Here is a 14741-nt window from a genome sequence, read left to right on the forward strand (position 1 = left end):
CTTCGTTATGCCGGCCGCAAAAGTTCACGTGCGGGCGAAGAATCACTGAACTCGACGACTCGCGGGAGCGTCGTAGTACAAGCACGACTCGACCGGCAGGGGGAATCGTATGGGGATCGTTCGTCGAATCCGTGCTCGCGCCGCAACTGCCTGCGCCGCGACAGGACTCGCGGCCGGACTGAGCATGGTCACCGCCATCCCGGCCGCCGCCGACGACGCGCCGCCCGCCCTTCCCTCGGCGATCAACGGGTGCGTCGGCCCGTCCCCGGTACGGGACGGCGGACAGGTGTCCTGGCCCCTCGCGAGGATGGCCCCGTACCAGGCGTGGTCGCTCAGCCGGGGAAAGGGCGTGGTCGTCGCGATCCTCGACTCCGGCGTCAGCAGCGCCGCGGTCGGCCTGGCCGGAGCCGTCGCGGCTGGTAAGGATGTCGTCACCGGCGGGCCCGCCCAGTCGGACTGCCTTGGTCGCGGTACCGCGCTGGCCGCCATCGTTGCCGCCCGGCCGACGTCCGGCACGGGCGTCGTCGGGATGGCCCCCGAGGCCACCGTGCTGCCGATCCGCATCATCAACCCGCAGGGCAAGGTCACCACAAAAGCCATCAGCGACGGCGTCAACGCCGCGGTGGACGCCGGCGCCGACATCATTCTCCTCGGCACCGGCGACGTGACCAACGCCCAAGCGCTGCGCGACGCGGTCGCGCGGGCAGCCGGCCGGAACATCCTCGTGGTCGCACCGGTCAACGACGGGCCGTCGAACCTTCCGGGACAGCCGCCGCCGGCGTGGTACCCCGCCGCGTATCCGGAAGTCCTCGCCGTGGGTGGCGTCGGCCCCGACGGACGGGCCACCACATCGACCGGTGCCGCCAGCGAACCGGACGTGCTGGCACCCGGGGTGGGCGCCGTCGTGCCCGGCCCCACCGGGCCCGGCCAGTACTCGGTGGGCGGGACGGCGATCGCCGCCGCGTACGCCGCCGGCGCGGCGGCGCTGGTCCGCGCGTACTACCCGGACCTGACGGCCGCCGAGGTGACGCGGCGCCTTCTCGTGACCGCCGAACGCCCGCCGCACGCGGTGGCCGGCACCATCGACCCGTACGCGGCGGTGTCGATGATCGAACCCGACGAGGCGACGCGGACGGTGCACAGGGACGCCAACCCCGTCTCCGTCGCGCTGAGGCCGCCGGCCGACCCCGCGATCGCGCGGGCCCGGCTGGTCTCCATCGCCGTCGCGGTGACGACCGTCCTGAGCGCCGTTCTGCTGTGGACCTGGCGCGCCCGGCGGGCCCGCACGAGATAGCCGACCGCGCACTACCGGCCGGCGAGGTCCACGGGTGGGCTGGCCGGGGTGCCGGGCTCGACGTACGGCGTCTGGATCACCCGGCTCCCGCGGCGGGTGCACAGCAGCGCACGGCCCGGGGGGAGGATCCTCGGTTTGGTGTTGCCCAGCAGCGGGCCCTCGCCAGGCGGGCAGGAGAGCACCACGTCCGGGCTGTTGGTCTCCTGGAGCCGCCGGATGAACGGATCCATGGACATCCGCATCGCGCCGGCGGCCGCCCGGGTCAGCACGACGTGGAAGCCGATGTCGGTGCCCTGTGCCAGGTACGGGATCAGCGGCAGCAGGGGGCTTTCGTGCCCGCCGAGCATGTCGTAGTCGTCGACGAGCAGGTAGAGCCGCGGCCCGGACCACCAGTCCCGGGCCCGCAGCTGTTCCGGCGTGACGTCCGTGCCCGGCATCCGGAGCTTGAGCCCTTCGATGGCCTGTGCGACCGTGCTCCTCGCCGAATCGACCGAGACCGAGTACCCGAGACGGTAGGGCTCGGGTACCCCGTCGAACAAGGTTCGCCGGAAGTCCACGATCATCAGGCGTACCTCCTTCGGGGTGAAGCGCCGCACGAGCGAATCGGCCACGTACCGCAGCAGACTTGTCTTGCCGCTCTGGACATCTCCGAGCGCGGTGAGGTGCGGCAGCTCCTCGAAGTCGTGCCACACCGACTCCAGCCGCTCCTCGTCGATGCCGATCGGCAGCCGCACGTCCCCCTCGGCCATGGGCAGGTCGCGGGCGGGGAGCACGGCGGGCAGGGTGCGCACCCGCGGCGCCGGGGCACCGTCCCAGAAGTCCCGTGCCGCGGCGGCGAGGGCCCGCGAGCCGTCTGCGACGCTGGCCGGGTCGGCGACGCCGTCGATGCGTGGCAACGCACCGAGGAAGTGGGTCTTCTGTGCGGTGAGCCCCCGGCCCGGAAGGTGCGGGACGGTGGCCGCCGCCCGCAGGTCGATCGCCGAGTCGACCGGATCACCGAGCCGCAGTTCCAGCCGGGTGCCGATCTGGTCCCGCATGCCGTGGTGGACCTCCGACCAGCGGGCCGCAGTCAGCAGCAGGTGGACGCCGAAGTTGAGGCCGCGCGCGACGATCTGCCGGATCGCCGTGTCCGCCGCCTCGAACTCCTGCCGGAGGGTGAACCAGCCGTCCACGACGAGGAACACATCGCCATGGGGATCGTCGACGAGGCCAGCGGCTCGCTGACGACGGTACGCCGCCATGCTGTCGATGCCCTGGGTCGCGAACCGCCGCTCCCGGTCGGCGATCAGGGCACTCACCTCGGCCACGGTACGGATCACCCGGTCGGCGTCCAGCCGACCGGCGACGCTACCGACGTGCGGCAGGTCGCTGATCGCGGACAGCGTGCCGCCGCCGAAGTCGAGGCAGTAGAACTGCACCTCGCGCGGGCTGTGCGTCAGCGCCAGCGCACAGATCAACGTGCGCAGCAGCGTGGACTTGCCGCTCTGCGGCCCACCGGCGATACCCAGGTGCCCACCGATGCCGGAAAGATCCGCGACAAGCAGTTCCCGGGCCTGTTCGAACGGCTTGTCCACGAACCCGACCGGCACCGCCAGCGCGCTGTTGCCGGGCCAGCCCACCGCGCGCAGCCCGGCCTCGGGGTCCGGGGCCAGCGCGGGCAACAGATGGTCCAGGGTGGGTGGCCGGTGCAGGGGCGGCAACCAGACCTGGTGGGCGGGCGGGCCCTGGTCGACCAACTGCGCGGCGACCACCTGGAGCACACTGGGCGTACGCTCTTCCTCCGCGCCGGGCAGCTCCGGCGGGTCGGCCGGTTGGCCTGCTTCCGGATGTCCGGAACCGTCCGCCTCCGGGTAGGGGGTGTGCTGCAGCCGGAACGGGACGACCTGGCGCTGGACGACCGCCGGGTCGAGCCGCTTATGCTTCGGCCGGTGCGGCCCGGAGACATAGGCCGCCTTGAAGCGGATCAGCGACGACACATCTGTCCGTAGGTACCCGTGTCCGGGCTGAGACGGGAGCTCGTGGGCATCGGGCACGCCGATGGCGGTGCGGGACTCGATGGCGGAGAACGTACGCAAGCCGATCCGGTACGACAGGTGGGTCTCCAGCGCTGCGATCCGGCCGTCGTCCAGGCGCTGGCTCGCCAGCAGCAGATGCACCGCAAGCGACCGGCCGAGTCGGCCGATCATCACGAAGAGGTCAATGAAGTCGCGGTGCGTGGCCAGAAGCTCGCTGAACTCGTCCACCACCACGAACAGCGTCGGCAACGCGTCCAATTGCTGGCCCTGTCCCCGGGCGCGCTCGTACTCCAGCACCGAGGTGAAGCCGCCGGCCTGGCGCAGCAGTTCCTGCCGGCGGACCAGCTCGCCGTGCAGCGCGTCCTGCATCCGGCCGACCAGCGCCGCCTCGTCGGCGAGGTTGGTGATGACGGCCGAGGTGTGCGGCAGCTTGTCCAGGCCGAGGAAGGTGGCCCCACCCTTGAAATCGACCAGGACGAAGTTGAGGATCTCTGAGGAGTGGGTCATCGCCAGGCCCAGCACGATGGTCCGCAGCAGTTCGCTCTTGCCAGAGCCGGTGGCGCCGATGAGCATGCCGTGCGGTCCCATGCCGCCGAGTGCCGATTCCTTGATGTCGAGTTCGACCGGCCCCCCTTCGGCGTCGATGCCGATCGGGATCCGCAGCCGGCGCGCGGCTGGCCGGGCCGCCCACGCCTGCGTCAGGTCGAGGTTGCTCAGGTCGGCGACGCCCAGCAGCGCACCGAGGTCGAAGTCGGTGGTCAGCGCCTCCGCGGCCGGCTCGGTGGTGATGCTCAGCCGGTACGGCGACAGGATCTGCGCGACGGTACGGGCCTCCGCGGCGGTCAGCTGGTCCGGCCGGGCCAGGTTCGATCGGACCTCGCGCCCCACCTGGTCGTGCTTGACCTGCTCCAGGCCGGACTCGCTGAGGTCGGCCCAGAGCAGACCCCGGGGCACCGTCGAGGGCGGCGTGCCCAGATCGACCAGGACCGCGTTGCGGTAGCCGCCGGCCATCATGCGGGACCCGGCGGGTATCCGGCCGTCGTCGCAGATGACCACCACGAAGGGCTCGTCGCGGCTGGGGGAGGCGCCCTGTTCCCATCGGGGTCTGGCCAGGAACTCCTGACCCAGCAGGCGCTCCACGGCGTCCATGCTCTCGGCGGCGAGCCGGGCCGGCCCGGCCGCGTCCTGTTCGGTCGGATGCTGCACGTGCGGCATCCATTTGATCCACTCCCACGCTCCAGTCGCCGCGTCGGAGAGGCAGAGCGCGATGACGACCTCCTCGGGGGCGTGGAACGTCGCGACCTGCGTGACCAATGCCCGTGCGAACGCGCGCCGTCGCTCGCTGTCGCCGGTGATCCGGATCTGGTGGAAGCCGGGCAGGAACAGTGCCACCGGGAGATCGTCGATCGCGGTATAGGCGTTGATGAACCGCCGCAGCGCCTTCGCCGACAGCGGCTCCAGGTCCTCGATCGGCTTCGTCTGCAGCGGCGCCATCCGGGTGGCCAACCGCTGCCGCCCGGTGCCCACCCGGACCTCGAGAAAGTCCGGGTGGCTCGGGCGGCGCTCCCACCGCCGGGTGGTGAACGCCACCGACCACAGCGCCGACGGGTCGGGATGCCGCCAGTCGGTCGCCTCCCGCTGCTGCTCGATGGATCTGCGGACGCGTTTGCGCTGCTGGGACAGGTAGCGCAGGTAGTCGCGCCGATCGCCGCCCATGCGATGCTTGCGCTCCCCTGCGCTCACCGCCAGCTGACCGACGACCATGCCGAGCATGGCGACGCCCATCAACCCGGCCATGACAAAGGTGAGCGCTCCCCGGCCGCCGCCGATGAACATCATCACCATGACGCTGGACATCAGCATCATCGGCAGGATCGTCATGACGCTGCGCAGGCCGCCGGGGGTGACCTCGGGCAGCGCCGGCGGCTCCTGAAGGCTGATCTCGCCCGTAGGCATCTCCGGCCCGGTTCGCCGCACCGGGCGACGGAACACGACGGTGCTCACGCTCACCTCCATACCAGCGCCCCCTGGGACGCCGTCTTGCTTACAACGCTCGGTGGCGCTGTGGCGGTCACCGCAATGCGAAATTTTGTTTCCGCGGATGAACCCGAGGCGGATTCCTGCGTTGTCTAGGCATGACTGTCGCGGCGACGGGCGAGATGTGCCGCCTCACCGTCTGCGGGCCGGCCCGCCAGGTGGAGGTGGCGGTACCCGTTCACGTGGTCGTGTCCGACCTCCTGCCGGTCCTGGTCGAGCACCTGGGCGAGAACCTGGTCGAGACGGGCCTGCTGCACGGCGGTTGGGTGCTGCAGCGCCTCGGCGCCGCCCCGTTCGATCAGGAGTCGACCATCGCCGCGCTGGGCTTGCACGACGGCGACGTGGTCCATCTGCGACCCAGGTCGGAGCAGATCCCGCCGGTCGACTTCGACGATCTCATCGACGGGATCGCCACCGGCGTGCAGCAGCGTTCCGGCCGCTGGAAGCCGGCGCTGACCCGACGGGCCGCCCTGGCGGCGGCCGCCGTCCTGCTCGGCACCGGCGTGGTTGTGGTCGCCCTCCCCGGGCATCCCCCGCACCGGGCCCTCGCCGCCGGTGTGCTCGCGCTCACTTGTCTCATCGGATCCCTCGTCGCCACGTTCGCCCTCGGTGACAAGCCGTTCGGCGTCGCCTTCACCGGCGCTGCCGTCGCGTACGCCGGGCTCGCGGGGATACTCGCGGCCGATCCGCGCGGCGGCGTGGTGGGCCTGCGGGTGGACGGGCCGGCCCTGTTCACCGGATCGGTGGCGATGCTGGCCACCGCCAGCATCGCCGCGCTGACGATCGCCGCCCGCCCGCTGCTGCTCGCCGTGATCACGGCCGCCCTGCTGACCGTGGGGGCAGCGGCGCTGGGCACCTTCGCCGACCTCACCAGGACAGCGGCAGCCTCCGCGCTGCTGGTGGCGTCCACACTGGCCACGATGCTCGTGCCCGTACTGGCCTTCCGGCTCGCCGGCCTCCGGTTGGCGCCGCTGCCGACCCAGCCCGAGCACCTCCAGGAGGAACTCGATCCCATCCCGAGCACCACGCTGCTGACCCAGGCCGCGGCCGCTGACCAGCTGATGAGCGCGCTGTACACCGGGCTCGCCGTCCCGACAGCCGCGGCCGTCGTGATCGTCGGCATGGCCCCGGGTTGGGCACCGGCCACCCTGGCCGGGCTGGTCGCGCTGGTCCGTTGCCTCGCCGCCCGTCCGATGACCAGCGCGTGGCACCGGCTGGCCCAACTGCTACCCGCAGCGGCCGGCGCCGTCACCCTCGCCCTCGCGTGGGCGGCGTCCGTCTCCCCGCTGTACCGCGCCGCCGGACCGGTGCTCGCCGTACCGCTCGGCGCAGTGCTGCTCTTCCTGATCGCCCGGATCATGCCCGGCCGTCGCCCCACCCCGTACTGGGGTCGCGCCGGCGACCTCCTGCAAACGATCGCCGCCAGCGCGATCCTTCCGGTTTTCCTCGCCGTGCTGAACGTGTACGGCTTCGCCCGTGGCATCGGCGGCTGAGCCCGGTGCAGTCGAGACGAGACCAGGTACAGGCCCAGTCCTACATGCTGGGCCGGCTCACGGCCGCACTCGTCATGGCCGAGCCTGAGGCGCTGGAGAACCCCCATCGGCGCATCCTCACCGGCATGGTCGCCGGGCTGCTGATCGGCGGCCTCATCATGGGCGGGTTCGTGGTCTTCGGCATCCTGAAGCCGGGGGGTGCCAATCAATGGCAGCAGCCGGAGACGCTCATCGTCGAGAAGGAGACCGGTGGCCGGTTCGTGCTGCTCGACGGCCAGCTCCGGCCGGTCTACAACTACACGTCCGCGGCCCTGATCTTCGGCAAGCGGCCCGCTCTGGTGACAGTGTCCGCGGCATCTCTGAAGTCCGTTTCCCGGGGTATGCCGATCGGCATCGTCGGCGCGCCCGACGCACCGCCTGACCCTGCCGGACTGGCGGATCTCGAGTGGAGCGTCTGCGCCCTTGCCGGGACCGACCAGACCGGGGCGACGCAGACCGGAACCCTCCTCATCCTGACCCGGGGTGGCGGCGCTACGCCGGTCGAGGACAACAGCGGCTTCACCGTCACCGCGCCTGGCGGCCGGGTCTTCCTGATCTGGAACGGTCAACGGTTCGCGCTGACGCAGCCGTGGATCCCACGTGTGCTCGGCTACGCCGCGGCGGCACCCCCGGTATCGGCCGACTGGCTCAACCAACTGCCGCCCGGACCGGACATCACGCCCCTCGACGTCGTCGGCCGAGGGGAGGCGGGCCCGGTCGTCGACGGCCGGCCCGCCACTGTCGGACAGGTCTTCGTCGTCCGCGTGGTCGGCGTCCCCGACCGGTACTTCCTGCTGCTCCGCGACGGTCTGAGCCCGATCGGCGCGACGGCGGTCGCGCTGGTGCTCGGGGACCCGGACACCGGCAAGGCGTATGCCGGCTCACCGGTGCGTCCGGTGGAGCTGACCGCGGGCGGGCTCGCCCAGCTGCCGGTGTCGCGGCAGCAGCCGCTCCCGGCCGGGCTGCCCCAGCAACCGCCGGCCCAGGCGGTCCTGCCGGTGAACCAGACGTGGTGCATACGACGGTCCACACCGGACGGTCCGGCCGTGGTGACCATGCAAGCCACCCCGACCGTCACGGTGGCCGGGGACTCGCAGAACATCAGCCGGACCGAGCAGACCGCGACCGCCGTGCTGGCGGCGCCTGGTGTCGGCGGACTGGTTCGCCAGGGCCGCGCCGGGCAGGCGGGCGGGACGAGCTACTTCCTCGTCACCGACGCCGGGGTGAAGTTCCCGATCGGCACCGCGGACGCGGCGAAGGCGCTCGGCTACTCCCTCGAACAGTCCCGGACGGTGCCAGCCGCGCTGCTGTCCCTGCTGCCGACCGGTCCGGTTCTGGACCTCATCCCGGCGACGAGGTGATTCGACCAGCATGCGAGTGACTCCTCTGACGCCTGAAGGCGTCAGCTTCTCAGGCCGCGCGAGCGGCCTGACGGGCAAGCCCTGCCCGGAGAATTCGCGTGGGGGTGACGTCGCGGGTCCGGTGACGGCCGTGGTCGGCGGCGGATCTGGTACATCCACGCGATGCGCCGCGCACCCGGTAGGCGAAAGCTGGGCGGATGGGTGTTCGACGGCAATGGAGCGCCGACATGTCCGCCTGCCTACCGGGCTGGCCCGGCTACGGCTTGACCACGGTGTTCACCGAACAGCATGGGTCTATTGACGTGTACGCGGCCGATCTCGCCCCTCCGGCGTCTACGCCATGACGGTGCGGCAGCGGCCGTGACGGTACCCCGATCGCCGCCGGACATCGTCGACGATTGTCGATGCGATGGATTGGTATCTTCACGCGATCCGCCACATCGCTCGACGCAGTTGACTCGGCCTGGAACCAGCCGGTCCCACTCCACGAGGAGTTCGCGATGCCAGGACCGCGCGGGCCGGGCGCCAGTAGTTACGAGCGTTACGAATCAACCAGGAGGTGCACCCACGATGGGCCACGCCACCCACCCGCCGGAGACCGACCTGATCGTGCCGCTACCCGATGGCGAGCACTGGGACCCGCACACAATCCATACCCACTACTTCAGTTTCTCGATCCCCGAGGCGCGGATCGGCGCCTTCCTCTACGTCCGCTACCAGCCGGCATTCCCACTGTCCCAAGGGGGCGTGGCGATCTTCCGCGGGACTGACAACATCCACAGCCTGGACATCGATCACCTCGACTACGAGATCACGATGCCGTGGCCCCACATCGACGGAAACATCATCACGACCGCGAATGGACTGCGCATCGAGTTCGTCGAGCCAGGGCAAGTTGTGCGCGTCAGCTACGCCAGCACCGACGGGCAGACGAAGTTCGATATCACCCAGACCGCACTGACGCCGTTACTCGTACGCGGCCACGTCATGCCAGGCGAGGAGAACCACCGCGACGACCTGGGCCGCGTGCCCGGCGGCAGCGAGCAGTTCATGCACTGCACCGGTCAGCTGGAGCTCCACGGCGAGCACTACGACATCGACTGCCACGCACCGCGGGATCGATCGTGGCGTCAGGTACGCAAGGAGACGCAGGGCGGAGTGCCGGTTCCCCCTGTGGGATGGTCCCCGATGTACTTCGGCCCGGACCTGATCTTCAACCAGATCAGCTTCGAAGCGCCAGACACCGACCCGGAGTGGCTGGGCGTCTACGAGATGCCTGAGGGCGTGCCGACGCACCACTTCGCCTGGCTGCACACCAACGGCGAGACCAAGCAAATCACCCGGGTTCGCCGCAACGTACTGGAACGGCAGCCGCACACCTTCGCGTCACTGCGCCAGCAGATCGAGGCCGAGGACGAGGACGGCCGGATCTACCGGTTCGCCGGGGAAGCGATCGCGACGGCGACACTCCCCGCCTGGCCCAACGTGTCCCTCCACGACAGCGTCTACCGGTGGGAGGACGAGCAGGGCCGGGTGACCCACTCCACCTACCAGGAGGTCTGGTTCGACCGCTATCAGCGCGCGGTCAAGGCACGCAGCCGCCGGACAGCCCAGGACTGACAGGAGAGAACTCGTGGCACTGGCCAACAAGGACCCGCAAGAGCTCAGCGACAACCTGCGGCGCTGGCTCGCAGCACAGCTACCCGAAGCGACAGCCATCTCCATCGACAATCTCGATGTACCCAGCGCCAGCGGAATGTCGAACACGACGGTGCTGTTCACCGCCTCCTGGTCGAACGGCGAGACGTCGTCGACCCAGGAGCTCGTCGCACGCATCGCACCCGACGGCCCAGCGATCTTCAAGGATTCCGACCTCGGCAAGGAAGCCATCGTCATGAAGGCCCTGGCCAGCATCGGGCAGCCGGTGCCCACCGTACGTTGGGTCGAGGAGGACTCCACCGCGTTGGGGGCTCCCTTCCTCGTGATGGAGCGTGCGAGCGGGAGGGTCCCGGCGGACGACCCGCCGTTCACGGCCACCGGTTGGGTGCTCGAACTCTCCGACGAGCAGCAGCTACGCTTGTGCACGGCGTCGCTCGAGGCACTGGCCGCCATCCACAACGCCGATTGGAAAGATCTCGGGCTCGGATTCCTTGCCCCGCCGGACGGCACGGACGTCTTCGACGCCGAGCTCGCGAAGTGGCGCGAGTTCTACGACTGGGCTCGCGGTGCCGAGGTCAACCCGACCATCGAGGCGGGCTTCGCCTGGCTTGACGCCCACCGACCCGATGACCGGCGCGAGCCCGTGCTCAACTGGGGCGACGCGCGCATCGGCAACATGATGTTCGGCGATGACCTCGCGGTGAACGCGATCCTCGACTGGGAAATGGTGGGCCTCGGGCACCCCGACATCGAGTTGGCCTGGTGGCTGTTCATCTTGCGCCACCACACGGAAGGAATCGGCCTGCCCGTGCCGTCAGGCTTCCCCACCAGGGACCAGGTCGTCGCCATCTATGAGAAGGCCTCCGGCCGCACCATCGACCACCTTGACTACTACGAGGCCTGGGCCGGGGTACGCCTGGCGATCCTCATGCACCGCGCCGGCAACCTGATGATCGATCTCGGCTTTCTTCCCCCGGACGCGCCGATGAGATTCAACAACCCCGCCAGTCAACTGCTCGCCAAACTCATCGGCGCCGAGCCGCCCATTGGTTCAGTCCAGACTTTCATCGGTAATCGCGGATGAGTCAGCCGGCCGCGCCCCGGGGTCCGGCGCCAGCTGCGCCGGGCCGGACCGGAGATCTTCCGAAGGCGCTGCATCGGTATTTGATCACTCGCCCTGGAGTGCATACTCCTGCAGGAGTGCATACGCCATGGTGGCTGCCTTTGCGATGAGGCGCTCTATCCGCGCCTGGGCCTGCCCCGGCGCGGACTCCATGGCGTGACGCGCCTGGTCGTCGAGTGCCTTGAGCACCCATCTGCTCGATGGGGACAGATCCGGATGACCCGTGATCCGGCCGCCCCGCCACATCCTCGACCATTCGGGCAGGAGCATCGGTGGGCGAGGGATGCGAACCTTCCACCGTGACCCAGATTCGGATCTGCTGCCCGCCGGATCCTGCCGTCGGTGTCGCCGTGGGTCCGGCGACCCGGGCGGCGACATCGAAGGACACGATGCCTGCCGGAAGGTTGCGTATCGCCAGCCGGCGGCGGACCAGCAGATCCAAAGCCGCGAGAACCTTGCGTTCGGCGCGAACTCGCCGGGCGTGCGGTCATCGGCCGGCGTTGCGCTTCCCTCGCCCTCGGTCCGGACCACCAGCGGCGGACCACCGTTGAGGTACTGGCGCACCGCGGCGGTTGCGAGGTCGTCGGCCAGCCGTCGCACCCGCGGCCGGCTCCCCAGCTCCACCAGCCCGTGCGCGGGGTCCCGTGCCGACGATACCCCGGGACCACGGCGACGCGGCGGACAAAGCCGTCCGGACCATGTCAAGCCCCGCCACCGCCCAACGCTGTCACCCTCGACACCCTTGATGCGCCGGCCGGGGATCAGCGTACCGATCACCGCCGCGTGGCACGCCAAAGAAGACCTCCTCGACCTGCTCGCCACCGCCCGTACCCACCCGGACCGGGAACAGGTCCGCGACCTGCTGCACCGGTTCTACCGCCGCTGCGCCGACGCCGACCTCCCCGAACTGGAGCGCCTGGCCACGACCGTCGAAACGTGGTGGCCCGAGATCCTGGCGTTCCTGCACACCGGGATCACCAACGCCGGCTCCGAAGGCACCAACCGGGTCATCAAAACCATCGCCCGCGACGCCTACGGCTTCCGCAACCCCTTCAACCAGCGCCTACGAACCCGAACCGCCACCACCCCGCAAAGCCCGCGGGCATCTCGACCCCCGCTAACTTCGTAGAGCCGGTAAAGTCCCGATCTGCGACGAGGTCCACACCCGCGGCCACGGCCGCTACGACATCCGCCGTCTGCAGGTCCTCACCGTCGCCCCGGCGATCGGCCTGGACTTCCCGCACGCCGTACAAGCCAACGCCAGAGGCCCCCGACGCCCGCTGCGCCTCCTCGGCCTACTGACATAGCGCAAAGCGGTCAAATATCTACCTTGCAGAGGCCCTGATCGACTGGCTGACCGCGCGCGACCAGGCCTGGCGCGACGCGGCCCGGTTCGACGCCATCCGACATGTGCACAACCTTCAAATTCGCGGTGCGCCGAGGCTGAGCACGCCCCGACCGTCAGTCGTCACAGTGACCTTCGGACCAGTTCGGCGGTCTTCACTCTGCCGGTGCCTTCCGATACGGGCCGGTTTAACCTTCGACAAACCAAATCCTCCCGGATCAGAAGGCACTTTCGCGTTCACGGACCACGAAATGGGCAGCCCTAACGAGAAGCTGGGGTTAACGAAAGGCCGAGGTTAAAGATACAACCACTGACTGCATCGCCAATCTGAATTGTCCCACCATGAGGTGCAAAGCTGCATCTTCACGCCGTAATCGCTCCAGTAGCTAGCGGAGTTAGAACTCCCATCGGAGTCGGCCCCCAAATACACGTCGTATTGACCGCCCCAACTGTATCGCATAGTGACGACGAGAACTGCCTTTCGGCCGTCCCAAGAGCCGTTATAGACCCAGGTCCAGAGGTGAGCGCCATTTCCGGGGCAAGTGTCGGCTTGAGCTTGATTATTGCCATCAAACGAATAGATTGTGGCGACGTAACAACCGCCCGCTGCCGCAGGGGAGGCGGGCAACGCGGCCAGGCCAGTTGCGGCCACCAGCGATGCCAGCGCCACTCCGATTCTGACAAACGGCTTTCTGCTGAGGATTTTCACGACGGTAGTCCAATCTTCTGAAGTCTTTCGTGTTTCGCATTGTCGCTCGCCACGTGCATGGGCGGGGGGCTGCCACGACGTAGCCTATGTGGTTCTTGGCATTGGGGATCACGTGGCGAGATTTAGTGCGATGTAACGGATCCAATCACGCCGTCACGGCGGGGTCGGCTGATTGTTTCCGATCAGTGGCTTTGCATTCCTATTGCGTATTGCCCCAACTTACTGTACGTAAATGGACCTGGGAAACGTAAACACCACCACCACCCTCCTCGTAAGTCGCAGAATTTGAACTCCCATCTGAATCCGCCCGAGCCGTCCTTTCGGTCGTGCCGAGTGCCATGCTCCCGCAGGTGCCGATCGCCGCACTGCCAATGCTCAGGGGGAGTTCCTCGGAACGGCGCTGCCGCGCCTCTCGCCATGCGAGACGGCTGCTCACATCCTTCCTGGAGTAGATTGGCTGGATCTAGATTTGCGCTATTTAACTGCGTCGGGTGGTGCGGCGAATCGCGTGAACGTACCAACTCGCCGCATCGACCGTCATTGACCACAGCCGGCTGGACCAGCGCGACGGCGTGGGACGCAAGCAGTCGGGGACGGCTCGTGCGGCCGGCGGTTGCCGCACCGCCATGGCGTGGGCGCAGGCGGCGGCCAGATCGGCCGCCTACGCGTCAGCCAACCCGTGCTGTTCGATCCACCGCGTTCCTGTCAAGCACTCGCCTACCACCAGGTATCAGGTGCGCGGTGATCGCGTGGAAGTACCAGATCCGCCGCCGACCACGGCCGCCACACCGCCGTTGCCATGACGACGCCAGCTGCTGGCCGCAGCGGCTTGTGTCTGGGTGTTGCCGGCTGTTGTGACATCTTGCTTCGACAACAACATGATCTACGAGAGCTACGGACATCTATCGCCAGAGTCCACAGTGGACGCCAGCCAATCTCAGACCCCGCCAAAGTTCGAAGAGCCGGCAACGTCATCGGCGAAGTCGATCGCCTCGGCGAGTGAAACACCCACGGGGATGTACGGTGGCAGGCGTTCTGGTGTGTTGAGCCAGGTCAACAGCGCGTGCAGGCCACGGACCATACTCACCCCGACCGTGAACTGAGGAGATACGGTCAGCGGCCGACCGGGATCACGGTTGATGACATGAAGCTTCGGCCGCGGACTCATCGGGCACCTGCTGCCACATGCGGGCGGGCCGCGCGACGAGTTCCTGCGCTCGACGCATCCCGGGCCAACGGCCGTCGGGTCGACGTCCTTGAAGACCTCCTGGAAGCCCGCGCCACTCGGCCAGTGGCGGCTCGGCCAGGACCGGCGACGAGCGCGCGCCCCCACCCGAACCATCCGACCGACCGCGCACCGCATGATCGGGCTCGGACGAAGGCTGGAATGCCGGGGGCGACGGGGGCTCAGCATCCTGGGGAGGGACATCCCCCAACGGCTGCGCGTCCTGATCCGGCAGGTGCTCGACCGAAGCGTCCGCGTCCGCATCAGCCTCGACGATGTCCTTTGCCGATGGCTGTTCCAGCACCGCATCAGGCGCGGGAGCCAACTGCGGCGCTACCGCGTCATCGACGGACCGCGCAGCCACCTCCATCGCCTCCCGTCGGCACGTGTTCCGGACGCGGCGGCGGGAGCGCCGTGGGCAGCAACCGGCCGAGCAACCCG

10 protein-coding genes are annotated in these 14741 nt (G+C 69.1%); 6 read left to right on the forward strand and 4 right to left on the reverse strand.

The window, feature by feature from the left end; all coding sequences use genetic code 11:
* The first annotated feature begins 184 nt into the window (after positions 1–184).
* A complete protein-coding gene (locus ACGFI8_RS29915; protein ID WP_392809971.1) occupies positions 185–1294 on the forward strand; it encodes a S8 family serine peptidase in 1110 nt (369 codons plus the stop codon).
* An 11-nt stretch (positions 1295–1305) separates the two neighbouring features.
* Here ACGFI8_RS29915 and eccCa read toward each other — a convergent pair whose 3' ends face one another.
* The gene (gene eccCa / locus ACGFI8_RS29920; RefSeq protein ID WP_392809973.1) at positions 1306–5325 is read right to left on the reverse strand and encodes a type VII secretion protein EccCa; all 4020 of its coding nucleotides are present in this window, start codon (positions 5323–5325) and stop codon (positions 1306–1308) included.
* A gap of 119 nt (positions 5326–5444) precedes the next feature.
* Here eccCa and eccD point away from each other — a divergent pair, with 119 nt between their 5' ends.
* From eccD to ACGFI8_RS29940, 4 genes are all read left to right on the forward strand, one after another.
* The gene (eccD, locus tag ACGFI8_RS29925) at positions 5445–6839 is read left to right on the forward strand and encodes a type VII secretion integral membrane protein EccD (protein ID WP_392809975.1); all 1395 of its coding nucleotides are present in this window, start codon (positions 5445–5447) and stop codon (positions 6837–6839) included.
* 5 nt (positions 6840–6844) lie between these two features.
* A complete protein-coding gene (gene eccB, locus ACGFI8_RS29930; RefSeq protein ID WP_392809976.1) occupies positions 6845–8239 on the forward strand; it encodes a type VII secretion protein EccB in 1395 nt (464 codons plus the stop codon).
* A 570-nt stretch (positions 8240–8809) separates the two neighbouring features.
* A complete protein-coding gene (locus ACGFI8_RS29935) occupies positions 8810–9859 on the forward strand; it encodes a hypothetical protein (protein ID WP_392809978.1) in 1050 nt (349 codons plus the stop codon).
* A 13-nt stretch (positions 9860–9872) separates the two neighbouring features.
* The gene (locus tag ACGFI8_RS29940) at positions 9873–10982 is read left to right on the forward strand and encodes a phosphotransferase family protein (protein WP_392809979.1); all 1110 of its coding nucleotides are present in this window, start codon (positions 9873–9875) and stop codon (positions 10980–10982) included.
* A gap of 84 nt (positions 10983–11066) precedes the next feature.
* Here ACGFI8_RS29940 and ACGFI8_RS29945 read toward each other — a convergent pair whose 3' ends face one another.
* A complete protein-coding gene (locus ACGFI8_RS29945; protein ID WP_392809981.1) occupies positions 11067–11210 on the reverse strand; it encodes a hypothetical protein in 144 nt (47 codons plus the stop codon).
* A 556-nt stretch (positions 11211–11766) separates the two neighbouring features.
* Between ACGFI8_RS29945 and ACGFI8_RS29950 the strand changes: the two genes are divergently transcribed.
* Positions 11767–12150: a transposase gene (locus ACGFI8_RS29950; protein ID WP_392810101.1), complete on the forward strand. Its 384-nt coding sequence runs from the start codon at positions 11767–11769 to the stop codon at positions 12148–12150.
* Positions 12151–12661: 511 nt separating this feature from the next.
* Here the strand turns inward: ACGFI8_RS29950 and ACGFI8_RS29955 are convergent.
* Together ACGFI8_RS29955 and ACGFI8_RS29960 are read right to left on the reverse strand one after the other, a co-directional pair.
* Positions 12662–13075, reverse strand: a complete 414-nt coding sequence (locus ACGFI8_RS29955; RefSeq protein WP_392809983.1) for a hypothetical protein — start codon at positions 13073–13075, stop codon at positions 12662–12664.
* A gap of 937 nt (positions 13076–14012) precedes the next feature.
* On the reverse strand, positions 14013–14243 hold the full coding sequence (locus ACGFI8_RS29960; protein ID WP_392809984.1) for a hypothetical protein: 231 nt from the start codon (positions 14241–14243) through the stop codon (positions 14013–14015).
* Between the last annotated feature and the right edge of the window lie 498 nt (positions 14244–14741).

The organism is Dactylosporangium sp. NPDC048998 (assembly GCF_043197855.1).
Taxonomy (GTDB): Bacteria; Actinomycetota; Actinomycetes; order Mycobacteriales; family Micromonosporaceae; genus Dactylosporangium.

Bases quoted from the DNA above. Each gene is read 5' to 3' on its own strand.
- eccD (WP_392809975.1), top strand. From the start codon at position 5,445: ATGACTGTCGCGGCGACGGGCGAGATGTGCCGCCTCACCGTCTGCGGG.
- ACGFI8_RS29915 (WP_392809971.1), top strand. From the start codon at position 185: ATGGTCACCGCCATCCCGGCCGCCGCCGACGACGCGCCGCCCGCCCTT.
- eccCa (WP_392809973.1), bottom strand. From the start codon at position 5,325: ATGGAGGTGAGCGTGAGCACCGTCGTGTTCCGTCGCCCGGTGCGGCGA.
- ACGFI8_RS29935 (WP_392809978.1), top strand. From the start codon at position 8,810: ATGGGCCACGCCACCCACCCGCCGGAGACCGACCTGATCGTGCCGCTA.
- ACGFI8_RS29960 (WP_392809984.1), bottom strand. From the start codon at position 14,243: ATGAGTCCGCGGCCGAAGCTTCATGTCATCAACCGTGATCCCGGTCGG.
- ACGFI8_RS29950 (WP_392810101.1), top strand. From the start codon at position 11,767: ATGCGCCGGCCGGGGATCAGCGTACCGATCACCGCCGCGTGGCACGCC.